Here is a 22,879-nt window from a genome sequence, read left to right on the forward strand (position 1 = left end):
ATATACTCGTCGCCCATCGATCCGCCGGCGGGACGTCGGCTGCCCATTTCCGGCGAATCCGCCGGTGGCTCCACGTTCGTTCAGGAGTTCTCCGATGAGTGTCCGTGAATTCCCCATCCACTACATCGAACCGGTGTTCCGGCCCCCGAGCGAGGCGCATTCGCTGGTCCTCCCGGTGACCAATGGCTGTTCCTGGAACAAATGCGGCTTTTGCGAGATGTATACCCAGCCGCAAAAGAAATTTCGCGCCCGCGACGAGAACGAGGTACTGGAGGAGATCCGCCGCTGCGGCGAGCGCCTGATCGTCAAGCGGGTGTTTCTCGCCGATGGCGACGCCCTGGTATTGCCGACCCGCCGGCTGCTCGCGGTGCTGCAGGCGATTCGCGAGCACTTGCCGGAGGTGGAGCGGGTATCCAGCTACTGCCTGCCGCGCAACCTGCGCAGGAAGTCGGTCGACGAGTTGCGCGAACTGGCCGACGCCGGGCTGCGAATGGCCTATGTCGGCGCCGAGTCCGGCGACGACGAAGTGCTGGCACGGGTCAACAAGGGCGAGACCTATTCCTCTACCCTGGATGCGCTGGAAAAGCTTGGCGAGGCGGGGATCAGTCGTTCGGTGATGATCCTCAACGGTCTGGGCGGAATGACCCTGAGCGCGCAGCACGCGGACAACTCCGCGCGCCTGATGAACGCCGCCCAGCCGGAGTACCTGTCGACCCTGGTGGTGAGTTTCCCTACCGGCGAGCAGCGTTTCCGTGCTGGCTTCGCCGATTTCGAGGCGCTGGATCGGCGTGCCCTGTTCGTCGAGGTCGAACGCCTGTTGCAGGGTTTGGAGCTCGAAGACACGGTATTTCGCAGCGACCACGCTTCCAACTATCTGGTGCTCAAGGGCGAACTGGGTGCCGATAAGGCGCGCCTGCTGGCCGAGGTCCGCCAGGCCATCGAGCAGCCGCAGCACGCTGCCCTGCGCCAGGAGTGGCAGCGTGGCCTGTGATGGCGCGGAAGCTGCATCGGCTCGTCATTCGCCGGTTTTCCGACGCCGGCAGGGGAGATGACCGATGTTGCACCTGTTCCGTATCGCCCTGGCGATGCTCCTCCTGGGCAGCCTGTCCGCCTGCATGAAGCCCAGCGACCTGGCCGACGGCGCCGACTACTACCTGCGCGACGCCGGGGTGCTCGATCACAGCGCCAGCCAGCGCAGCAACAACCGGCGGATCCAGGCCGACTCCTTCATCTACATCGGCCAGGGCCCGTTCGTGCCGCCGCGCTACCGGTACGCGCGGCCGAACGTGGTGGCCGAGCAGGCCTTCGAAGGTTTCGTCGAGTATTTCCCGCTGGTGCGCCGCGCCAAGGCGCCGCTCGGCCTGGACGACGCGATGCGCGAGGCGCGTGCCGCCGGCGCTCACTACCTGCTGTACTGCCGTTTCGCCCGGGGCGACAACAGGATCGGCAACTGGGAGGAGTGGGAAGACGAAGAGGAACTCGGCCGGGTCGGGCGCGATCGCAGTGTCATCCAGGTCATGCTGATCGAGACCAGCACCCGTTTCCTGGTGGACAGCGCGACCATCCGCAGCCGCGGCGGTTTCCTGACGTTCTACGACGCCACCCCGGAAGACCTGCTGCGTCCCCCGCTGGAGCAATACGCCCAGGAATTGCTGGGCCTGAACAGTCGAGGAACAGGCTATGAGTGATACCGGCAAGGCCAACGACCTGCTGGCGCAGATCCCCAGGGGCGAAAAGAAGGGCCTGCCGCCCGTGCACCTGTGGAATCCGCCATTCTGCGGCGACATCGACATGCGCATAGCCCGCGACGGCACCTGGTTCTACCTGGGCACGCCGATCGGACGCAAGCCGATGGTGAAGCTGTTCTCCAGCATCATTCGCCGCGACGGCGACGACTATTTCCTGGTGACTCCGGTGGAAAAGGTCGGTATCCGCGTCGACGATGCGCCCTTCGTCGCGGTGACCCTGCAGGTGCAGGGCGAGGGCGGGGCGCAGGTACTGCGCTTCGCCACCAACGTCGAGGACGAGGTCGAGGCGGACGCCGGGCATCCGCTGCGCGTCGAGATCGACCCCCGCACCCAGGAACCCACGCCCTACCTGCGGGTGCGCGACAACCTCGAGGCGCTGGTGCATCGCAACGTGTTCTACCAGCTGGTCGAGCTGGCGGTGCCGCGCCGGATCGACGGCATCGAATGGCTCGGCGTCTGGAGCCACGGCGAGTTCTTTCCCATCGGCCCGCAGCCGGACTGACAGGCGCAGCATGAAAAAAGGCTCCCGAGGGAGCCTTTTTCGTTTGCCTTACATGTTGGGGTAGTTCGGCCCGCCGGTACCTTCCGGCGCCACCCAGGTGATGTTCTGCGCCGGGTCCTTGATGTCGCAGGTCTTGCAGTGCACGCAGTTCTGCGCGTTGATCTGGAAGCGCTTGCTGCCGTCGTCGTTGGCCACCACTTCGTACACGCCTGCCGGGCAGTAGCGCTGGGCCGGCTCGTCGTAGAGCGGCAGGTTCTTCTCGATCGGAATGCTCGCATCGGCCAGCTTGAGGTGGATCGGCTGGTCTTCCTCGTGGTTGGTATTGGAGAGGAACACCGAGGACAGCTTGTCGAAGCTGAGCTTGCCGTCCGGCTTCGGGTAGTCGATCTTCGGCGCTTCGCTGGCCTTTTTCAGGCAGGCGTAGTCCGGCTTGTCGTCATGCAGGGTGACGGGGATCTTGCCGCCGAAGATGTTCTGGTCGATGAAGTTGAACGCGCCGCCGCCGATAGCGCCGAACTTGTGGATGGCCGCGCCGAAGTTGCGGCTGCGGAACAGTTCGTCGTACAACCAGCTGGCCTTGAACGCATCGACGTAGCTGGACAGCTCGTCGCCGCCTTCGCGGCCGGCGGCCAGGGCCTCGGCGATCGCGTCGGCGGCGAGCATGCCGGACTTCATCGCGGTGTGGCTGCCCTTGATCTTGGCGAAGTTCAGGGTGCCGAGGTCGCAACCGATCAGCGCGCCGCCGGGGAAGACCATCTTCGGCAGCGAATTCAGGCCGCCCTTGCAGATGGCCCGGGCGCCGTAGGCCACGCGCTTGCCGCCTTCCAGGTACTGCTTGACCACCGGGTGGTGCTTGTAGCGCTGGAACTCGTCGAACGGCGACAGGTGCGGGTTGCTGTAGGACAGGTCGATGATCAGGCCGACGAACACCTGGTTGTTCTCCAGGTGGTAGAGGAACGAGCCGCCGGTATTTTCGTCGTTCAGCGGCCAGCCGGCGGTATGGACCACCAGGCCGGGCTTGTGCTTGGACGGGTCGATGTCCCAGATTTCCTTGATGCCGATACCGTAGTGCTGGGCATCGGCCTCGCTGTCCAGGTTGTATTTCTTGATCAGTTGCTTGCCGATGTGCCCGCGGCAGCCTTCGGCGAACAGGGTGTACTTGGCCCGCAGCTCCATGCCGGGGGTGTAGTAGCCTTCTTTCGGGTTGCCTTCGCGGTCGACGCCGAGGTCGCCGGTGACGATGCCGCGGACCACGCCGTTCTCGTCGATCAGCGCTTCCTGGGCGGCGAAGCCCGGATAGATCTCCACGCCCAGTCCTTCGGCCTGCTGGGCCAGCCAGCGGCAGAGGTTGCCCAGGGAGATGATATAGTTGCCCTCGTTGTGCATGGTCTTGGGCACGAAGAAGTTGGGCACCTTGGTAGCGCTCTCGGCGCTCTTCAGGACGTAGATGTCGTCGCCGGTCACCGGGGTATTGAGCGGCGCGCCGAGTTCCTTCCAGTCGGGGAACAGCTCGTTCAGCGCGCGCGGCTCGAACACCGCGCCGGAGAGGATGTGGGCGCCCACTTCGGAACCCTTCTCGACCACGCAGACGCTGATCTCTTGACCGGCTTCGGCGGCCTTCTGCTTCAGTCGGCATGCGGCGGACAGACCGGCGGGGCCGGCGCCGACGATGACGACGTCGAATTCCATGTATTCGCGTTCCACTATCGATCTCCTACTCAAGGCTCACGGTATCTGTTTATTGGTGGCTGAGATCTTTCCCTGATCAGAGCGGGCGCATTATATATAGCTGCATGGGCAGGTCCAATACAAACGTTTGTTTGAATTCTTTGGAAGCCTGATAGAATCGGCATTCGAGGGGGGGAAACCACCCTTTTGCCGTATTGACCGAAAAGGGTGATCCGGTCAAGATACGGGCGGTTTTGCGGTCGCTGTCTAGCAGAGTGTCGGTTTCCGGCCGGCGAGCATCACCGGCCAGGCCTGTCTGGCGACATCCTTATTCACCGGAGAATAACGAGGAATCCATGAAGGTTCTTGTAGCAGTCAAACGAGTGGTCGACTACAACGTCAAGGTCCGCGTCAAGGCGGACAACTCCGGCGTCGACCTCGCCAACGTCAAGATGTCCATGAACCCCTTCTGCGAAATCGCCGTGGAAGAAGCCGTGCGCCTGAAAGAGAAGGGCGTGGCTACCGAGATCGTCGCTGTCTCCGTCGGCCCGACCGCCGCCCAGGAGCAACTGCGCACCGCGCTGGCGCTGGGCGCTGACCGTGCGATCCTGGTGGAGAGCAACGACGAGCTGAACTCCCTGGCCGTGGCCAAGCTGCTCAAGGCCGTGGTCGACAAGGAGCAGCCGCAGCTGGTGATCCTCGGCAAGCAGGCCATCGACAGCGACAACAACCAGACCGGCCAGATGCTCGCCGCGCTGACCGGCTACGCCCAGGGCACCTTCGCCTCCAAGGTCGAGGTCGCTGGCGACAAGGTCAACGTGACCCGCGAGATCGATGGCGGTCTGCAGACCGTCGCGCTGAACCTGCCGGCCATCGTCACCACCGACCTGCGCCTGAACGAGCCGCGCTACGCGTCGCTGCCGAACATCATGAAAGCCAAGAAGAAGCCGCTGGACGTGGTGACCCCGGACGCCCTGGGCGTTTCCACCGCTTCCACCGTGAAGACCCTGAAGGTCGAGGCGCCGGCTGCACGCTCCGCTGGCATCAAGGTCAAGTCCGTGGCTGAACTGGTAGAGAAACTGAAGAACGAGGCGAAGGTAATCTAATGGCTATCCTGGTTATCGCTGAGCACAACAACGCGGCCCTGGCGGCTGCCACCCTGAACACCGTTGCCGCTGCCAAGGCCATTGGCGGCGACATCCACGTGCTGGTCGCCGGACAGAACGTTGCCGCCGTGGCCGAAGCCGCCGCCAAGGTCGAGGGCGTCTCCAAGGTGCTGGTCGCCGACAACGCCGCCTACGCCCACCAACTGCCGGAAAACGTTGCACCGCTGATCGCCGAGCTGGGCAAGAACTACAGCCACGTGCTGGCCCCGGCTACCACCAACGGCAAGAACTTCCTGCCGCGCGTCGCCGCGCTGCTGGACGTCGACCAGATCTCCGAGATCGTCGAAGTGGTCAGCCCCGACACCTTCAAGCGTCCGATCTACGCCGGTAACGCCATCGCTACCGTGCAGTCCTCGGCTGCGGTCAAGGTGATCACCGTGCGTACCACCGGCTTCGACGCCGTCGCCGCCGAAGGCGGTTCGGCTGCCGTCGAGCAGGTTTCCGGCCCGGCCGATGCCGGCAAGTCCGCCTTCGTCGGCGAAGAGCTGGCCAAGTCCGACCGTCCGGAACTGACCGCTGCCAAGATCGTGGTCTCCGGCGGCCGCGGCATGCAGAACGGCGACAACTTCAAGATCCTCTACGCCCTGGCCGACAAGCTGGGTGCCGCAGTCGGCGCTTCCCGCGCCGCGGTCGACGCCGGTTTCGTGCCGAACGACATGCAGGTCGGCCAGACCGGCAAGATCGTCGCCCCGCAGCTGTACATCGCGGTGGGTATCTCCGGTGCCATCCAGCACCTGGCGGGCATGAAGGACTCGAAGGTGATCGTCGCGATCAACAAGGACGAAGAGGCGCCGATCTTCCAGGTCGCCGACTACGGCCTGGTCGCCGACCTGTTCGACGCCGTACCGGAGCTGGAAAAGGCCGTCTGAGCCCGATTCCAAGCCGACAAGACCCGCTCCCCGGAGCGGGTTTTTTTATGTCCGGGCTGCGACGCGTGACCCTTTGGTCACGATTCCTGCCTTCGGTCCGCCCAAGCGGAGGTGTCTCATTTACAATGCGCGACGTCTCTAGCTCCTGAATGTGCTTTTCCGGCATCTAGCAACCGAGGTTTTCATGATCATCAAACCGCGCGTGCGTGGCTTCATCTGCGTCACTACCCATCCGGCAGGCTGCGAGGCCAACGTCAAGCAACAGATCGACTACGTCGAGGCCAAGGGCCCCGTCGTCAACGGACCGAAGAAGGTCCTGGTCATCGGTTCCTCCACCGGCTATGGCCTGGCTGCCCGCATCACCGCCGCGTTCGGTTCCGGCGCCGATACCCTCGGGGTGTTCTTCGAGCGTCCGGGCAGCGAGAGCAAGCCGGGCACCGCCGGCTGGTACAACTCGGCGGCCTTCGAGAAGTTCGCCCACGAGAAAGGCCTGTATGCCCGCAGCATCAATGGCGACGCTTTCTCCGACGAGGTGAAGCGGCTGACCATCGAGACCATCAAGCGCGATCTCGGCAAGGTCGACCTGGTGGTCTACAGCCTGGCCGCGCCGCGCCGTACCCATCCGAAGAGCGGCGAAGTGTTCTCCTCGACCCTCAAGCCGATCGGCAAGTCGGTCAGCTTCCGTGGCCTGGACACCGACAAGGAAGTGATCAAGGACGTGGTCCTGGAGGCGGCCAGCGACCAGGAGGTCGCCGATACCGTTGCGGTGATGGGCGGCGAGGACTGGCAGATGTGGATCGACGCGCTGCTGGAGGCCGACGTGCTGGCCGACGGCGCGAAGACCACCGCGTTCACCTACCTGGGCGAGAAGATCACCCACGACATCTACTGGAACGGTTCCATCGGCGCGGCCAAGAAGGATCTCGACCAGAAGGTCCTCGGTATCCGCGACAAGCTCGCCCCGCTGGGCGGCGACGCGCGCGTGTCGGTGCTCAAGGCGGTGGTGACCCAGGCCAGCTCGGCGATCCCGATGATGCCGCTGTACCTGTCGCTGCTGTTCAAGGTGATGAAGGAGCAGGGCACCCACGAAGGTTGCATCGAGCAGGTCGACGGCCTGTACCGGGAGAGCCTGTACGGCGCCGAGCCGCGCCTCGACGAGGAAGGCCGCCTGCGTGCCGACTACAAGGAACTGCAGCCGGAAGTGCAGTCCCGTGTCGAGGAGCTGTGGGACAAGGTAACCAACGAGAACCTTTACGAGTTGACCGACTTCGCCGGCTACAAGAGCGAGTTCCTCAACCTGTTCGGTTTCGAGGTCGCTGGGGTCGACTACGAGCAGGACGTCAACCCGGACGTGCAGATCGCCAACCTGATCCAGGCCTGAGGCCTGTATCCGAGCCGTCCTCGCGACGGCTCCCGCTCCCCCGAACCGGCGCCCAGGCGCCGGTTCGCGTTTTCAGCGACCGGCCACCTGGGTGTTCCGTACGCCGTCGAGGAAGGCCTGGTAGTGCTGCGCGGTTTCCTCCGGGCGTTCGACCATCGGCACGTGTCCGCAGTTTTCCATGATCACCACGCTGGGCCGCTTCAGCAGCGGACGCATCACCTCGATGCTGGAGACGTCCAGCACGCGGTCGCGGTCGCCCCACAGCAGCAGGGTCGGTGCCTCGATCTTCGGCAGTTCCGGCTCCAGCGGGATGTAGCGCTGGCGCAGTTGTTCGAATATCTGCGCGTTGAACGCCGACGCGGCTACCGCGCGTTCGCCGAGGTAGCGCTTGAGCGGCGCCGGCAGCGGCGGTTGCTGGACGAACACGAAGTCGAGCAGCTTCTGGAAGTCTTCCGGCTGGCGCACCACCAGGGGATTCTCGCCGCGCTCCAGGTCCTCGAACAGTTCGCTCTTGCGCGCCGGCATCACCCCGGCGTTGTCGATCAGCGCCAGCGATAGCACCTGTTCCGGATGGCGCGCCGCGTAGAGCGCGGCGATGTGCCCGCCCATGGAGTTGCCGGCCAGGTGCAGGCGGCGCACGCCGATGGCGGCGGCGAAATTGGCGACTCGCTCGGCCTGGGTGCCGACGTCGTAGCTGGCCTGTTGCGGCTTGCTGCTGTCGCCGAAGCCGGGCAGGTCGAGGGCGACCACATGGTAGCGCTCGGTCAGCGGCCGGGCGAAGCGCAGCCAGTTGTCCTTGTCGGCGCCGAAGCCGTGGATCAGCAACAGGGTCGGGTTCTTCTCCGAGCCACCTTCCAGGTAGGCGATCTCCAGGTTGTCGACCTGCACGCTGTGCTCGCTGAGACCGGCGAGACCGCGCTCGACGGTGCGTACGCTGGCGAGGAGGGTAGCCGGGACGAAGTAGAGGACGCCGGCGGCGACCGCCAGCAGCAGAACCAGACCGAGGAGGAATCGTTTCATGGGTGTCCGAAGGCTTCAGGAAAAAAGGGGCCAGCGCTGAACGCTAGCCGTGCCGGCCCGCTGTCGCAAGCCTTGTGACGAGTCTAGGCGTGCTGCCGGTGGTCGGCGCCGAACCTAAGGACGGCGGTTCATTCGCCGGGTCGATAGAGATGTCGATGCTCGGCGCGGTACAGCGAAGAGTCGGCGAAGCCTTCGGCGGCCAGCACCTCGCCGACCAGGATCAGCGCGGTGCGGCGGAAATTCCTGGCGGCGACCTTGGGCAGGATGTCGCCGAGGGTGCCGCGAACCTGTTCCTGGTCGGGCCAACTGGCCCGGTGGATCACCGCGACCGGGCAGTCGGCGCCGTAGTGCGGCAGCAGTTCCTCGACGATCTTCGCCAGGTGGGCGACGCCCAGGTGGATCGCCAGGGTCGCCCGGTGCCGCGCCAGGTCACCCAGGCTCTCGCCTTCCGGCATCTTCGTGCGTGCGGCGTAGCGGGTCAGGATCAGCGTCTGGGACACTTCGGGTAGGGTCAGCTCGCAGCCGAGCAGGGCGGCGCAGGCGGCGGTGGCGGTGACCCCGGGGACGATCTCATAGGGGATGTCGAGTTCGCGCAGGTGGCGGATCTGCTCGCCGATGGCGCCGTACAGGGAGGGATCGCCGGAATGCACGCGGGCTACGTCGAGGCCGCGGCGATGGGCTTGCGCGAGTAGCTCGACGATCTGTTCGAGGTCCAGCTCGGCGGTGTTCACCACCTGGCCGGCCTGGTGCCCCTCGAGCAGCGCTTGCGGAACCAGCGAGCCGGCGTAGAGGATCACCGGGCACTGGCGGATCAGGCGCTGCCCCTTGACGGTGATCAGGTCGGGGGCGCCGGGACCGGCGCCGATGAAATAGACGGTCATGGGAGTTCTCGTTCGGTGAGAAGACGTGCCAGGGCGATGCTCGCCCGATCGTCGCTGCGTTTCGCGCCGAGCAGATCGGCGCGACCGCCACCCAGGCGTTCGGCCAGGGCCAGGGCGGCGGCCTCGGCGACGCTGGAGCAGCCGGTTTCGCGCAGCGCGACGGCGGAGGGGCTGAGCAGGCGCGGCTCGTAGTCGTGCAGGACGGCGGGTGCGAGGAAATGCACGGGGCGTTCGAGCAGCGTGGCCAGTTGCCGCAGGCCGGGTTCGTCGCGTTTGCCGTCGATGCTGGCGAGGGCGTCCAGCTCGGCCAGGCTGCGCCCGTGTTCGCCCAGCGTTCGCTCCAGCAGCGCGCGCAGATGCTCGGCGCTACAGCCTCGGCGGCAGCCGATGCCGGCGATCAGCAGGCTGGGGATGGGCAGGGGCATGCGCGCACCGGAGGAGATGGAAGGAGAGGCCTATGGACCCGCGACCGGCAAGGGTCGCGGGTGGCAGGCGGTCAGGCGTCGACGCCGCCCCGGTTGCGCCGGAACAGCCAGGCAGCGGCCAGGCCGAGGGCGGCCCAGAACAGCGCATTGCTGACCAGCGAGGCGACCACGAAACGCTGGGCCAGGGCTTCCGGCGCCAGGCTGGCATGGACCTCGGGCTGCGGCGCGCCGAACAGGTGCGGCAGCGCCAGCAGGACGGCGCCGACCAGCTTCAGCGGCCAGTTGCCGCCGAACACCAGCAGGGCCAGGCCCACCGCGGTGGCGGCGGCGGTGGCGATCCACCAGTACTGGCGTTGCACCAGGTCGGCCGCGGCGGTACCCGGCAGCTCCGGCGGCAGGCCCAGCGACGGCGCCAGGCAGAACACCGCGTAGCCGGCCAGGCCCCAGAGCAGGCCCTGCCAGGTCTGGCCCGGCGCGCGCAGGGTGAAGAGGCCGGCGAGCATCAGGGCGAAGCCGACCGCCACCACCAGGTTGCCGCCGGTGGTGGAGAGGGTACGCTGCCAGCCGTCCTCCGGCTCCCAGGCCTCCTCGTCGTGGACATGGGCGGCGACGCCGGGGGTGTGTTCGTGGGGCTGGGCCGCGACCGGCTCGCTCTTCTCGTAGGTCTCCGCCTCGAGGATCAGCGGGGTGACCCAGAGAATCTGCAGCAGGGTCAGCAGCAGGGCGGCGAGCAGGCCGGCGAAGCCGGCGGTCTGGGCGATGCGCTTGATCATTCTGGTTCCCTCGCGACTCAGTGGCAGGGGAAGCCGGAGCTGTGCCGGGTATCGTGGGCGGCGTTGTGTACCGCGTCGATGTGCGAGAAACCGGCGAAATAGACCAGCAGCGCGCCGAGCAGGCCGGCGCCGATGGCCAGGCTCAGTCGCTTCGACAGGGAGGTGGTGGAGCTGGCGTGCGCCAGGGTGCTGCTGGACATGGTGCGTTCCCTCTGGATTGGCATGGGCGTGGCAGAGGAGTACGCACGAGGAACAGGCCCGGACGGCCCGCTTCACGCTTGCGCCCGCCCACCGCGGGTGAATCAAACGAAAGGTTCCAGGCCGGTCTCCGGGCTCGCGCGCGATGCGCTTACCGTTGCGGGGGCAGCGCCGGACTGGCTCGGAGAGCGTCACCGGCTTCCCGTTTCACCTCGTGCGCGCCGGCACGAGACACCTGGGACAACCCGCCTAGGACAGCATGAAGGACCGCCGGGCGTCAACCGGCCCGATTGACCCTGGCCCGCGCACTGCGTAGCCTTGCCGGTTCGAGGTTCCTCGCCGGCGACGGCGGGGCTAAGAGGGAACGCGGTCGATGCCGCGGCTGCCCCCGCAACTGTGAACGGCGATCGTTCCCCAATGCCACTGCGTGACGCGGGAAGGCGGGGAACCGGCGGAGACGCCAGACCGTGAGCCAGGAGACCTGCCTCGTCGATCCCGTGGCGCGATGCCCGGGGACAAGACTTCCATACAACCGGGCGGGGTGATCCGGTGGCGAATCCGTTGCGCGGCCCCTGCGTCCGCGCCACTCGTCCGCATGCCCGCCGAGCTGAACAAGGGCTGCCCATGAAAACCCTGGCGAAACTCCCCGTCACCATCGTCACCGGCTTCCTCGGCGCCGGCAAGACCACCTTGCTCCGGCACATGCTGGACAACGCCGAAGGCCGGCGCATCGCGGTGATCGTCAACGAGTTCGGCGAACTCGGCATCGACGGCGAGATCCTCAAGCAATGTTCCATCGGCTGCAGCGAAGAAGAGGCGCAGGGCCGCGTTTTCGAGCTGGCCAACGGTTGCCTGTGCTGCACCGTGCAGGAAGAGTTCTTCCCGGTGATGCGCGAGCTGGTGGCGCGCCGCGGCGACCTTGACCAGATCCTCATCGAGACCAGCGGCCTGGCCCTGCCCAAGCCGCTGGTGCAGGCTTTCCAGTGGCCGGAAATCCGCAACGCCTGCACGGTCGACGCGGTGATCACCGTGGTCGACAGCCCGGCGGTGGCGGCCGGCACCTTCGCCGCCCATCCCGAGCAGGTGGACCAGCAACGCCGCCAGGACCCCAACCTCGACCATGAATCGCCGCTGCACGAACTGTTCGAGGACCAGTTGGCCAGCGCCGACCTGGTGATCCTGAACAAGGCCGACCAGCTCGACACCGAGGCCCTGGCGCGGGTCCGCGCGGAGATCGCCGGGGAGCTGCCGGCGGCGGTGAAGATCGTCGAGGCGAGCCGGGGCGAGCTGCCGCTGCCGGTCTTGCTGGGACTCAACGCCGAGGCCGAGCTGCACATCGACGGCCGGCCGACCCACCACGACCACGAAGGCCACGAGGACCACGACCACGACGAGTTCGACTCCTTCCACGTCGATCTCCCCGAGGTGGAGGAAGCTGCGCTGCTCGAGGCCCTCGGCGAGCTGGTGGAGCGTCACGACATACTTCGCATCAAGGGTTTCGCCGCCATTCCGGGCAAGCCCATGCGCCTGTTGGTACAGGGCGTCGGCAAGCGCTTCGACAGGCATTTCGACCGCAAGTGGCTGGCCGACGAAGCCCGCAGCACCCGGCTGGTGGTGATCGGCCAGGAGCTGGACCAGGCCGCCATTGCCAACCAGCTGCGCACAGCGCTTGCCTGATCCGTGATCCCCGGCCGGGGCCGGCGATGGCGATTCGCCGGCCCCAGCTTCTTGCGTCCTACCGGTAGAACGTCCATGCACCTGTTGCGCACCCAACCCGGCGGCTTCGTTCCCGACGACGGCATCGCCCACCTGGCCCAGACTCCCGCCGAGCTGGTGATCCTCTGCAGCGGCGATTCGCACCTCGCATTGCTGGCCGAGGCCGCCCGTGCGCTGCCGGACGACTACCCGAGCCTGCGCCTGGCCAACCCCATGCAGTTGCAGAACCACGCCTCGGTGGACCTCTACGTCGAGGAAGTGCTGCGGCACGCGCGGGTGATCCTGCTTTCGCTGCACGGCGGCATCGGCTACTGGCGCTACGGCGTGGAGCAACTGGTGGCGCTGGCCGAGCGCGGCGCGCTGCTGATCCCGGTGCCCGGCGACGACCGCCCCGACCCGGAGCTGAGCGCCCTCGGCAACCTGCCGGCGGAGCAGGCCGAGCGCTTCTGGCAATACTTGCGCCAGGGCGGCCTGGAGAACGCCGGGCAGTTCTACCGCTGCCTGGCCAGCCAGTGCCTCGGCCGCGACTACGCCTGGCGCGAACCGCAGGCGCTGCCGCGGGTGGCGCTGTTCCATCCACGGCATGCCGAGGCGACCCTGGAACACTGGCGTGCCGACTGGCAGGCCGGGCGTCCGGTGGTCGCGTTGCTGTTCTATCGCACCCACCTGCAGGCAGCCAACACCGCCTTCATCGCACGCTTCTGCGAACGCCTCGCGGCGCAGGGGCTCAACCCGTTGCCGATCGCGCTGGCCAGCCTCAAGGAAAGCACCTGCCTGGCGCAGGTGGAAGACTGGCTGGAGCGCAGCGACGCCGCGCTGATCGTCAATACCACCGGTTTCGCCCAGTCCAATCCGGAGGCGCCCGAGTTGCGTCCGTTCCGTCGCGACGTGCCGGTGTTGCAGGCGATCTGCTCGCTGGACAACCGCCCGCTCTGGCTGGACAACCCGCAAGGCCTGGGGCCGCGCGACCTGGCCATGCACGTGGCGCTGCCGGAGCTGGACGGGCGCATCGTCACCCGGCCGATCAGTTTCAAGGGCCTGGCCTGGCGCAGCGAACGCAGCGAGAGCGACGTGGTCTGCTATCTCGCCGACGACGAGCGCATGGATTTTGTCGCCGAACTGGCGCGGCGCTGGGCCGAGCTGGCGCGCAAGCCAAACGCGGAAAAACGGGTGGCGCTGGTGCTGGCCAACTACCCGACCCGCGATGGCCGGATCGGCAACGGCGTCGGCCTGGACACCCCGGCGGCGGCGCTGAACATCCTTCGTGCCCTGCGCCAGCAGGGCTATCCGGTCGACGGACTGCCCGCCAGCGGAACCGAGCTGATCCGCCAGTTGCTCGGCGGCGTCAGCAACGACCTGGAGCATCTCGACCTACGGCCCTGCGCCCAGAGCCTGGCGCTGGACGACTACCTGGCCTGCTTCGCACGCCTGCCGGAGCGCAATCGCCAGGCGGTGCTGGCGCGCTGGGGCGAGCCGCAACAGGACCCGATGTTCCGCGACGGACGGATGATGGTCGCCGGCCTGCGCTATGGCCTGACCTTCGTCGGCATCCAGCCGGCGCGCGGCTATCAGCTCGATCCGGCGGCGGTCTACCACGATCCCGACCTGGTGCCGCCGCACGGCTACCTGGCGTTCTACTTCTGGCTGCGCCACGCCTACCGCGCCGATGCCCTGCTGCACGTCGGCAAGCACGGTAACCTGGAATGGCTGCCGGGCAAGGGAGTCGGCCTGTCCGCCGAATGCTGGCCGGACGCGTTGCTCGGTCCGCTGCCGAACATCTATCCGTTCATCGTCAACGATCCGGGGGAGGGCGCCCAGGCCAAGCGCCGCACCCAGGCGGTGATCATCGACCACCTGATGCCGCCGCTGACCCGCGCCGAGAGCTACGGCCCGCTGCGCGACCTGGAGCGCCTGGCCGACGAGTTCTACGATGCCTCGCTGCTCGACCCGCGCCGCGCCGAACAGTTGCGCGGCGAGATTCTCGTCCTCCTGCGCGACAACCGTCTCGACCGCGAGATCGGCTTGCAGCTCAGCGACGATCCGGACAGCTGGCTGCCGCAGCTGGACGCCTATCTCTGCGACCTGAAGGAGTCGCAGATCCGCGACGGCCTGCATGTGTTCGGCGAGTCGCCGAGCGGGCGATTGCGCCTGGATACCCTGCTGGCGCTGCTGCGGGTTCCGCGCGGCGATGGCAAGGGCGCCAACGCCGGGTTGCTGAAGAGCCTGGCGGACGACCTTGGCCTGGGCTTCGATCCGCTGGCCTGCGACATGGGCGAGGCCTGGCAGGGCGCGCGGCCGGCCTGCCTGGAAGAGCGGGGCGGGGAGCCCTGGCGTACTCTCGGGGATACCCGCGAACGCCTGGAATTGCTGGCGTTGCACTGGATAGAACGCTGCCTGGGCGGCGAATCGCCGCCTGCCACCTGGCGTGCCAGCGGCGAGGTGTTGCGCGGCTTGTGCGAACAGGTGGCACCGACCCTGGACGCCTGTGGCGGGGCCGAGATCGACGGGCTGCTGGCAGCCCTCGAAGGGCGCTTCGTACCGGCCGGTCCGAGCGGCGCGCCGAGTCGCGGGCGACTCGACGTGCTGCCCACCGGACGCAACTTCTTCTCGGTGGACGTGCGCAACCTGCCGACCCCGACCGCCTGGCGCATCGGCTTCCAGTCGGCCAACCTGCTGCTCGAGCGTCACCTGCAGGAACATGGCGATCACCTGCGCCAGCTCGGTCTCTCGGTGTGGGGCACGGCGACCATGCGCACCGGCGGCGACGACATCGCCCAGGCCCTGGCCCTGCTCGGCGTGCGACCGGTCTGGCAGGCCGGCAGCCAGCGCGTCGCCGATTTCGAGATCCTCCCGGTCTCCCTGCTGGACCGCCCGCGGGTCGACGTGACGCTGCGGGTCTCCGGGTTCTTCCGCGACGCCTTCGCCAACCTGATCCGCCTGTTCGATGCGGCGGTGCAGGCGGTCGCCGAGCTGGACGAGGCGGAGGAGCTGAACCCGCTGGCCGCTCGCGTACGCCTGGAGCGCCAGCGCCTCGAGGCGCAGGGCACGGCGCCGGCGGAGGCGCGCCGGCAGGCCGGCTGGCGGATCTTCGGCGCCAAGCCGGGTGCCTACGGCGCCGGCGTGCAGGGCGCAATCGAAGAGCGGCTGTGGGAGACCCGCGCCGACCTTGCCGAGGTCTACCTGAACTGGGGCGGCTACGCCTACGGTGCCGCCGACGACGGCACGCCGGCGCGGGAACGCTTCGCCCAGCGCCTGGAACGCCTGCAGGCGGTGCTGCACAACCAGGACAACCGCGAGCACGACCTGCTCGATTCCAACGACTACTACCAGTTCCAGGGCGGCATGCTGGCGGCGGTGGAAACCCTGCGCGGCGCGCCGGTGGCCAGTTACCACGGCGACCACAGCCAGCCGGACAACCCGCGCATCCGCACGCTCAAGGAAGAGCTCAACCGGGTGGTGCGGGCGCGGGCGGTGAATCCGAAGTGGATCGCCGGGATGAAGCGCCACGGCTACAAGGGCGCCTTCGAACTGGCGGCGACGGTGGACTACCTGTGCGCCTTCGATGCCACCAGCGAGTTGATCGACGACCACCAGTACGCGCTGCTGGCCGACGCCTACCTGCTCGATGCGGAGACCCGCGAGTTCGTCCGCCAGCACAATCCGCAGGCCCTGCGCGACATGGCCGAGCGCCTGGTGGAGGCGCAGCGGCGCGGGCTCTGGCAGGAGCCGGGGGCCTATCGCGAGGCCCTGGAGAACCTGCTGCTGGACGTCGAAGAGGAATAGCGGAGCGGCATGGCCGCTCGCGCCGCTTTCAGCGCCGCTCGGCGAGCCGCCGGGCGGCGTCGCGGAGAATCCGCTCGGTGCCTTCCCAGCCGAGGCAGCCGTCGGTGATCGAGACGCCGTAGCGCAGTTCGCCGCCAAGCGCCTGGCAACCGTCGAACAGGTGGCTTTCCAGCATTACCCCGACCAGGTCGCTGGCGCCGGCCAGGCGCTGGTCCAGCACGCTGGCGAGGACGCCGGGCTGGTTCAGCGGGTTCTTGCCGCTGTTGGCGTGACTGCAATCGACCATCATCCGCGTGGCGATGCCCTGGCTTTCCAGGGCCTGGCGCACGGCCTGCACCTGCTCGGGGCCGTAGTTCGAACCGTGGCGGCCGCCGCGCAGCACCACATGGGTGTCCGGATTGCCGCGGGTCTCGATCAGCGCCGGGTGACCGTGCGGGTCGAGGCCGAAATGGCGGTGGCCGTGGGCCGCCGAACGGATCGCGTCGCAGGCGATGCCGACGCCGCCGTCGGTGCCGTTCTTGAAGCCCACCGGCAGGCCGAGGCCGCTGACCAGCTCGCGGTGGATCTGCGATTCGCTGGTGCGCGCGCCGATCGCCGCCCAGCTCAGCAGGTCGTCGAAGTAGCCGGCGGCCAGAGGTTGCAGGAGTTCGGTGGCCAGCGGCAGGCCGAGGCGCAGCATGTCCAGCATCAGTTGCCGGGACAGCGCCAGGCCGGCGGCCATGTCGTCGCTGCCATCCAGGTGCGGGTCGTAGGCGAGGCCCTTCCAGCCCACCGTGGTGCGTGGCTTTTCCACGTAGGCGCGCATCACCAGGAGCAACTGGCCGTCGAGTTCGTCGCTCAGCGCCGCGAGGCGTTCGGCGTATTCGAGGGCGGAGCGGGGATCGTGGATCGAACAGGGTCCGACTACCACCAGCAGGCGCGGGTCGTCGCCGTCGAGGATGGCGCGGATGGCGTCGCGGCTGGCGGCGACCTGGCTGGCCAGCTCCAGCGGCAACGGCTGGCGGGCCTTGAGTTCGAGCGGGCTGGGCAGGCGTTCCAGGGCGGTACGGGCGGTGGCGCTGGGCAGGGCGACGGCCTGGACGTTCGGCGAAAGGGTGGTCAGTGCGGATACGGATGAGTTCATGGTCTGGCTTCCTGGGCTGGCGGCGGGCGTCCCGCGCGCGTCGTGCCCTATCGAGGTGTTCGGCAATGTCGTGGGTTGGCGAGCGGCTGGCGGCCGTCGCTAAATCGCCAGGTGTTGAGCGGGTAGCCAGTGCGGTAGCGGTATGCGGTCATGATCGATGTCCTGTGCGTTGGTCTGTGGTTGTGGCCTTGTGGGCCGGAAAAACTGGCCGGAAAAACAAAACCCCCGGTCGGGGAGCCGACCGGGGGTTTGCGTGTGCAGGGTAGGCGTCCCGTATACCGTGGGCGCCGTTGGGGTATCAGGCGCCGGAGTGGCTAAACCAATACCCGAAGAAATACGCGGCACGGGGTGCCTGCGGCGCACGCGCGCGCAACGACAAGCCAGGGCGCGAGGCACTGGAATGCAGGTGCGGATGGCGGGTGTGCGGCATGGGTTTCTCCCGTGAACGAGTCCCGAGCTTACTGCAAGCGAGGCGGCCGGTTCAACGACTGTTTCACGGTTCGATACCGGCGCCGCCGGCCTGATAGACTTGGCGGTCCGTATTTCCGTCCGTCCGCCGCAGGAATCCCCATGAGCGCTACCGTGCATTACCCCCTGTCCGCCGTGGTCGCCGCCGACGAACTGAAGCTGGCGCTGTGCCTGGCCGCGGTCGATCCGGCGATCGGCGGGGTACTGATCGAGGGGCCGCGCGGAATGGCCAAGTCGACCCTGGCGCGGGGCGTCGCCGAACTGCTGCCGGCGGGCGAGTTCGTTACCCTGCCGCTGGGCGCCAGCGAGGAGCGCATCGTCGGCAGCCTCGACCTGGACGCCGCCCTCGGCGAAGGTCGCGCGCGGTTTTCCCCGGGCGTGCTGGCCAAGGCCGACGGCGGCGTGCTCTACGTCGACGAAGTGAACCTGCTGCCGGACCACCTGGTGGATTTGTTGCTCGACGTCGCCGCCAGCGGCGTCAACCTGGTCGAGCGCGATGGCATTTCCCACCGGCATCCGGCGCGTTTCGTGCTGATCGGCACGATGAACCCGGAAGAGGGCGAACTGCGCCCGCAACTGCTCGACCGTTTCGGCCTCAACGTGCGCCTCGATACCCAGCCGCCGCCGGCCGAGCGGGCAGAGATCATCCGTCGCCGGCTGGCCTTCGATGCCGACCCGCAGGCCTTCGTCGAACGCTGGGAAGGCCAGCAGGACACCCTGCGCCGCCGTTGCGCCGAGGCGCGCCGGCGGCTGGCGCGGATTCCCCTGGACGATGCGGCGCTGGACAGCATCGCTCGACGCTGCTTCGAGGCGGCTGTCGATGGCCTGCGCGCCGACCTGGTCTGGCTGCGCGCGGCGCGCGCCCATGCAGCCTGGCGCGGCGGCGAGCGGATCGAGGCGGAGGACATCGATGCGGTGGAACATTTCGCCCTGCTGCATCGCCGTCGCCAGTCGAACCCGCCACCATCGGCGGCCAATCCACCGCCACCGCCCGCGGCGGCCCCTGTCGCGCTCCCGGAGCGCACTGGCGACGGCGAAGGGCAGTGGGGCGAATTGCCGGCTCGGCCGGTGGCCATGGGGACCGCCCGCGAGCTGCCGCGCTGGCCAAAAAAGCCCTGAGCATCCGCCCGCGCTCGGTCATGGGTGCGGATGCCAGGAGCAGACCCGGAGCCCTGCGCGGCGGACTTGGCGGCGCCCTGAGCCAGGGTGCGGAGGGCGCCATCCAATGGTTGCCGACCCTGCTGCGCGGACGTCCCCGACAGCGCCGCGACCTGCTTCGCCAGCCGCGCAGCCGGCGCCCGGGCGAACTCTGGCTGGTGATCGTCGATGCCTCCGCCAGCACCCGCCGGTACGGCGCCCTGGCCCAGGCCAAGGGAGTGTTGGCGACGCTGTTCGAGGAGGCTTATCGACAGCGCATCCGCCTGGCCGTGCTGCATGCCACCGGGCAGCAGGCGCAATGGCTCTGGCAGGGGCAGAAGGCCTCGCGGGAGTTGCAGGACTGGCTGCGCCAGCTGGGCGCCGGCGGCGGTACGCCGCTGCTCGACGCCCTGCACCAGGCCGCTGGCTGGCTGGCGCGCCGACAGCGGCAGAAACCCGCCGAGCATCAGCGTCTGCTGGTGCTTACCGACGGCCGTCTGCGCGACTGGCCGGCGCTGCCGGAGGCTGCCTGCCCGAGCCTGCTGGTCGACCTCGAAAGCGGCCCGTTGCGCCTGGGCAAGGCCGAGCGCCTGGCCCGGGAACTGGGGGCCGAGTATCGGCATATCAGTGAATTGAACGAAGTCTGAGGGCGTTTCGGCGAGTCCTGCGGCTTTTTCGGTCAAATTGTATTTCGACTGTAATTCAATAAATATTATGTGCGTAATATCTTCCTGCGATCCAGCCAATCCATCTCACGGAGATATCCTCATGTCGCCGATTTCAGTCGTTATCGCCGGTTACGCCCGTTCGCCGTTCCACTTCGCCAGGAAAGGCGCGCTGGTCGATATCCGCCCGGATGACCTGACCGCCGCGGTGCTCAAGGGGCTGGTGGAGAAACTCGATCTCGACCCTGCGCTGCTGGAGGACGTGGTCATGGGCTGCGCCTATCCGGAGGCGGAACAGGGCATGAACATCGCGCGCATCGCCAGTTTCCGTGCCGGCTTCCCGCAGAGCCTCGGCGGTGCGACCCTCAACCGTTTCTGCGGTTCGTCCATGAGCGCCGTCCACTACGCCGCCGGGCAAGTCCTGCTGGGCGCCGGAGAAGCCTTCATCGCCGCCGGGGTAGAGTCGATGACGCGGGTGCCGATGGGCGGCTTCAACCTGTCGCCCAATCCCGCGTTGCTGCAGGACTATCCGGCGGTATACATGAGCATGGGGCAGACCGCCGAGAATGTCGCCGAGCGCTACGCCGTCAGCCGCGTCGAGCAGGAAGAGATGGCCGTACGCTCCCACGCCAAGGCAGTCGCCGCGCGCGAGGCCGGCTTGCTGCGCGAGGAGATCGTCGCCATCGACACCCCCGCCGGCCGGGTCGCCGAGGATGGCTGCATCCGCCCGGGTACCAACCTGGAGAGCCTGGCCCAGTTGAAGCCGGCGTTCGGCGGCAGCGTCACCGCCGCCACCTCGTCGCCGCTCACCGATGGCAGCGCCGCGCTGCTGGTCTGTAGCGAGGACTTCGCGCGCCGCCACGGGCTGGCGATCCTGGCGCGGATCAAGGCGGTGGCGGTGGCCGGTTGTGCGCCGGAGATCATGGGCATGGGGCCGGTGCAGGCGACGCGCAAGGTTCTGCAACGGGCCGGGCTGGGCATCGCCGACATCGACCTGGTGGAGATCAACGAGGCCTTCGCCAGCCAATCCATCGCCTGCATCCGCGAACTGGGGCTGGACATGGACAGGATCAACCTGGATGGCGGCGCCCTGGCCATCGGTCATCCGCTGGGCGCCACCGGCGCGCGGATCACCGGCAAGGCCGCTGCGTTGCTGCGGCGCACCGGCGGGCGCTATGCCATCGCCACCCAGTGCATCGCCGGCGGCCAGGGCGTGGCGACCCTGCTGGAAGCGGTGGAGTGATCGCGCGCCGATGAAAAAAGGCCCGGTGGATGAGCCGGGCCTGGATGGGGAACCTGCGCCGGCGGCCCGGCGCAGGGTAGTCGCGGTTACTTGATGAAGTCGTGACCCCAGCGTTCGATCTGGCTGGCGCTCTTCTGCATCTGCAGCGACCGCGATTGTGCTTTCTGGCCGGCGGCGGCGATCTCGTCGTCGACCACCTTGGTCGACAGCGACAGCCAACTGGTCACGAAGGCCATGGCGTCGCTGTGGATCTCCAGGGCGTCCTGGTTGATGTTGGCGATGCCGTCGCACTTGCTGTGGTAGCACTCGTCGTAGGCCTTGCCGGCGGTGCCGCCGTACTTCTGCGCCTGCTCTTCGGTCTTCAGGCCCTCGGCGCCGGTGAACAGGCCGCCGAAGGCGATGCCGCTGTTGAAGAACTCGGCGTAGTCGGAGCGGAAGTCGATCTCGGTGCCTTCCGATTGCTGGCCGCGCAGGCGGAAGTAGGCTTCGAACAGGCGCTCGATGGCGGCCGAGCCGGGCGGACCCTGGAGGCCGAAGTCGGAACCGTCGCCGTCATAGATGAAGTTGCCGAAGTTCGGCGAGCCGATCATGTCGAAGTTCAGGTAGGCCTTGATCTTCTTCTTCTCTTCCGGGGCGAGGTTCTGCACGTAGTGGGTCGAGCCCACCAGGCCGGCTTCCTCGGCGCCCCACCAGGCGAAGCGCACCTTGTTGACCGGCAGCGCCTTGGCCAGCAGCACGGCCATCTCCAGTTGGGCGGCGCTGCCCGAACCGTTGTCGTTGATACCGGGGCCTTCGAACACCGAGTCGAGGTGCGCGCCGACCATCACCACATTGTTCGGGTTGCCGCGACGGGTCTCGGCGACCACGTTGTAGGTCTCGGTCTTCTTGCGTACCACGTCGACCACCAGGTGCAACTGCAGGTCCGGGGTCTGCGACCAGGCCACGCCGTTGTCGTAGGTGGCGAAGATCACCGGGATGCCGCCCTCGTAGGACTCGCCCACGGTGACGTTCTCCAGGCCCTTGCGGTCGTCGGTGTTGCCCTGGTTGAAGATGATCACCCCGGCGGCGCCGGCGGCCGCGGCGTTCTCGGCCTTCTGCTCGAAGTTGCAGGTGCCGCGCTGGATCAGCGCGATCGAGCCGGCCGGGAAGTTGGCGAAGTCTTCCGCCTCGCAACCGCTGGTGGAGGTGTTGCCGGCGCCGAGGGACAGATCCACCGGGACCACCTTGGCGGTGACGTCGCCTGCCTCGGTCTGCGACAGGTAGGTGAAATCCTTCTCCCATTCGTAGGTGACCGGCTGCGGCACGGTGGCGCTCAGGCTACCCGGGCCTTTCGGGTAGTAGGCGGTGAACGGGAAGGGCTGCACGCTGACCTTGTAGCCGGCTTTCTGCAGGGTCTGCTTCACGTAGTCGACAGAGGCCTGGTAGCCCGGCGTGGCGGCGGCGCGGTTGCCGTCGTTGAGACTGGCGATGTCCTCCAGCTTCTGCAGGCGCTTGACCACGTTGCTGGCTTGCAGGCAGCGCGGCAGGCCAAGCGGGGTGCTGACCAGCAACGGCGATTTGCAGATCGACGGGTTGGGTTTGCCGGGCGTCCAGAACTCGGTGAACTGTTGCGCTTCCGAAGGTGCCGCCAGGGATGCGGCGGAAACCGAGAGGGCGAGGGCGCCGAGTGCGTATCTGAGATTGTTCTTGTTGCTCATGAGACTCCGTTCCTTGTGAGGCGATGATCGATAAGCCGTTGATGGCATGGCGCTATTGCCCGAAATGCCGCCTCGGGCACGGCCTGACTGCCAGACTAGGAGCGCTTTCCGGGCTGTCCTGGCGTAATTCCTGAAATGTGAATTTCATCAACTTTTTGCAGAAGAATTGCTGATAGCTCGCTGGCGGGATGGAGGGCGGCTTTCTATCGTTAATGCCCTTCGGCGCGGGCCCATGGCCGTTGGTCGGGGCTGGGAGGATGGTGCAGCAGGAAGGAAACCGTCTGGCGCGCGGATAAGCGCGCGAGCGGAAGTGGCTGGCACCAGCGCTGTCACAGATTTGTCGGAAATTTTGTATACATTTGTCTGGATATTTTCGGATCGAATTGTCTACAGTGTGCGCACAACAATAAAAGCGA

At 67.4% G+C, this 22,879-nt stretch carries 19 protein-coding genes and 2 riboswitches; of the genes, 11 read left to right on the plus strand and 8 right to left on the minus strand.

Annotated elements, in window-relative coordinates:
* Positions 1 to 94 precede the first annotated feature (94 nt).
* The 3 genes from LJF27_RS11090 (at position 95) to LJF27_RS11100 (ending at position 2,250) form a co-directional block, all read left to right on the plus strand.
* Entirely contained in the window at positions 95 to 991 is an 897-nt protein-coding gene (locus LJF27_RS11090; RefSeq protein WP_023116994.1) for a radical SAM protein, read from the plus strand.
* A gap of 64 nt (positions 992 to 1,055) precedes the next feature.
* Positions 1,056 to 1,688, plus strand: coding sequence for a DUF4823 domain-containing protein (locus LJF27_RS11095; RefSeq protein WP_023116993.1), 633 nt, complete (start codon positions 1,056 to 1,058; stop codon positions 1,686 to 1,688).
* On the plus strand, positions 1,681 to 2,250 hold the full coding sequence (locus LJF27_RS11100) for a DUF1285 domain-containing protein (RefSeq protein ID WP_003138614.1): 570 nt from the start codon (positions 1,681 to 1,683) through the stop codon (positions 2,248 to 2,250). Before LJF27_RS11095 ends, LJF27_RS11100 begins: the two co-directional genes overlap by 8 nt.
* Positions 2,251 to 2,298: 48 nt before the next feature.
* On the opposite strand, the gene LJF27_RS11105 is transcribed toward LJF27_RS11100, so the two are convergent.
* Positions 2,299 to 3,954: an electron transfer flavoprotein-ubiquinone oxidoreductase gene (locus tag LJF27_RS11105; protein WP_003102932.1), complete on the minus strand. Its 1,656-nt coding sequence runs from the start codon at positions 3,952 to 3,954 to the stop codon at positions 2,299 to 2,301.
* A gap of 320 nt (positions 3,955 to 4,274) precedes the next feature.
* Here LJF27_RS11105 and LJF27_RS11110 point away from each other — a divergent pair, with 320 nt between their 5' ends.
* The 3 genes from LJF27_RS11110 to fabV all read left to right on the plus strand — a co-directional run bounded on the left by LJF27_RS11110 (position 4,275) and on the right by fabV (position 7,334).
* Complete coding sequence (locus LJF27_RS11110) at positions 4,275 to 5,024, plus strand: electron transfer flavoprotein subunit beta/FixA family protein (protein WP_003091107.1); 750 nt, start codon at positions 4,275 to 4,277, stop codon at positions 5,022 to 5,024.
* Positions 5,024 to 5,953 (plus strand): electron transfer flavoprotein subunit alpha/FixB family protein, encoded by a 930-nt coding sequence (locus LJF27_RS11115; RefSeq protein WP_003091099.1) that lies wholly within the window; start codon positions 5,024 to 5,026, stop codon positions 5,951 to 5,953. Before LJF27_RS11110 ends, LJF27_RS11115 begins: the two co-directional genes overlap by 1 nt.
* Positions 5,954 to 6,137: 184 nt before the next feature.
* On the plus strand, positions 6,138 to 7,334 hold the full coding sequence (gene fabV / locus LJF27_RS11120; protein WP_003102929.1) for an enoyl-ACP reductase FabV: 1,197 nt from the start codon (positions 6,138 to 6,140) through the stop codon (positions 7,332 to 7,334).
* Between the two features lie 72 nt (positions 7,335 to 7,406).
* On the opposite strand, the gene LJF27_RS11125 is transcribed toward fabV, so the two are convergent.
* From LJF27_RS11125 to LJF27_RS11145, 5 genes are all read right to left on the minus strand, one after another.
* Positions 7,407 to 8,354: an alpha/beta fold hydrolase gene (locus LJF27_RS11125; RefSeq protein WP_003452470.1), complete on the minus strand. Its 948-nt coding sequence runs from the start codon at positions 8,352 to 8,354 to the stop codon at positions 7,407 to 7,409.
* 128 nt (positions 8,355 to 8,482) lie between these two features.
* The gene (gene cobM, locus LJF27_RS11130) at positions 8,483 to 9,235 is read right to left on the minus strand and encodes a precorrin-4 C(11)-methyltransferase (RefSeq protein WP_023116992.1); all 753 of its coding nucleotides are present in this window, start codon (positions 9,233 to 9,235) and stop codon (positions 8,483 to 8,485) included.
* A complete protein-coding gene (locus LJF27_RS11135; RefSeq protein WP_003113997.1) occupies positions 9,232 to 9,660 on the minus strand; it encodes a cobalamin biosynthesis protein in 429 nt (142 codons plus the stop codon). Before LJF27_RS11135 ends, cobM begins: the two co-directional genes overlap by 4 nt.
* A gap of 71 nt (positions 9,661 to 9,731) precedes the next feature.
* The gene (locus LJF27_RS11140) at positions 9,732 to 10,433 is read right to left on the minus strand and encodes a CbtA family protein (RefSeq protein ID WP_003162182.1); all 702 of its coding nucleotides are present in this window, start codon (positions 10,431 to 10,433) and stop codon (positions 9,732 to 9,734) included.
* A 17-nt stretch (positions 10,434 to 10,450) separates the two neighbouring features.
* Positions 10,451 to 10,633, minus strand: a complete 183-nt coding sequence (locus LJF27_RS11145; protein WP_003091059.1) for a CbtB domain-containing protein — start codon at positions 10,631 to 10,633, stop codon at positions 10,451 to 10,453.
* Between the two features lie 101 nt (positions 10,634 to 10,734).
* Positions 10,735 to 10,885, minus strand: a riboswitch (cobalamin riboswitch).
* A gap of 58 nt (positions 10,886 to 10,943) precedes the next feature.
* Positions 10,944 to 11,135, plus strand: a riboswitch (cobalamin riboswitch).
* Positions 11,136 to 11,255: 120 nt separating this feature from the next.
* Here LJF27_RS11145 and cobW point away from each other — a divergent pair.
* Together cobW and cobN are read left to right on the plus strand one after the other, a co-directional pair.
* A complete protein-coding gene (gene cobW / locus LJF27_RS11150) occupies positions 11,256 to 12,308 on the plus strand; it encodes a cobalamin biosynthesis protein CobW (protein ID WP_023116991.1) in 1,053 nt (350 codons plus the stop codon).
* Positions 12,309 to 12,383: 75 nt separating this feature from the next.
* Positions 12,384 to 16,130, plus strand: a complete 3,747-nt coding sequence (gene cobN, locus LJF27_RS11155; protein ID WP_023116990.1) for a cobaltochelatase subunit CobN — start codon at positions 12,384 to 12,386, stop codon at positions 16,128 to 16,130.
* 28 nt (positions 16,131 to 16,158) lie between these two features.
* On the opposite strand, the gene LJF27_RS11160 is transcribed toward cobN, so the two are convergent.
* Entirely contained in the window at positions 16,159 to 17,253 is a 1,095-nt protein-coding gene (locus LJF27_RS11160) for a 3-deoxy-7-phosphoheptulonate synthase (protein ID WP_003114000.1), read from the minus strand.
* Between the two features lie 570 nt (positions 17,254 to 17,823).
* On the opposite strand from LJF27_RS11160, the gene LJF27_RS11165 reads away from it, so the two are divergent.
* From LJF27_RS11165 to LJF27_RS11175, 3 genes are all read left to right on the plus strand, one after another.
* A complete protein-coding gene (locus LJF27_RS11165) occupies positions 17,824 to 18,840 on the plus strand; it encodes an ATP-binding protein (RefSeq protein ID WP_003114001.1) in 1,017 nt (338 codons plus the stop codon).
* 20 nt (positions 18,841 to 18,860) lie between these two features.
* Positions 18,861 to 19,505: a vWA domain-containing protein gene (locus LJF27_RS11170; protein ID WP_003119819.1), complete on the plus strand. Its 645-nt coding sequence runs from the start codon at positions 18,861 to 18,863 to the stop codon at positions 19,503 to 19,505.
* A gap of 121 nt (positions 19,506 to 19,626) precedes the next feature.
* Positions 19,627 to 20,766: a thiolase family protein gene (locus LJF27_RS11175; RefSeq protein ID WP_023116989.1), complete on the plus strand. Its 1,140-nt coding sequence runs from the start codon at positions 19,627 to 19,629 to the stop codon at positions 20,764 to 20,766.
* Positions 20,767 to 20,852: 86 nt separating this feature from the next.
* Here the strand turns inward: LJF27_RS11175 and paaP are convergent, their stop codons facing one another.
* The gene (gene paaP / locus LJF27_RS11180; protein WP_003101464.1) at positions 20,853 to 22,463 is read right to left on the minus strand and encodes an aminopeptidase PaaP; all 1,611 of its coding nucleotides are present in this window, start codon (positions 22,461 to 22,463) and stop codon (positions 20,853 to 20,855) included.
* Between the last annotated feature and the right edge of the window lie 416 nt (positions 22,464 to 22,879).

Origin of the sequence: Pseudomonas sp. 203-8 (assembly GCF_020708595.1) — a bacterium.
GTDB classification, from domain to species: domain Bacteria; phylum Pseudomonadota; class Gammaproteobacteria; order Pseudomonadales; family Pseudomonadaceae; genus Pseudomonas; species Pseudomonas aeruginosa.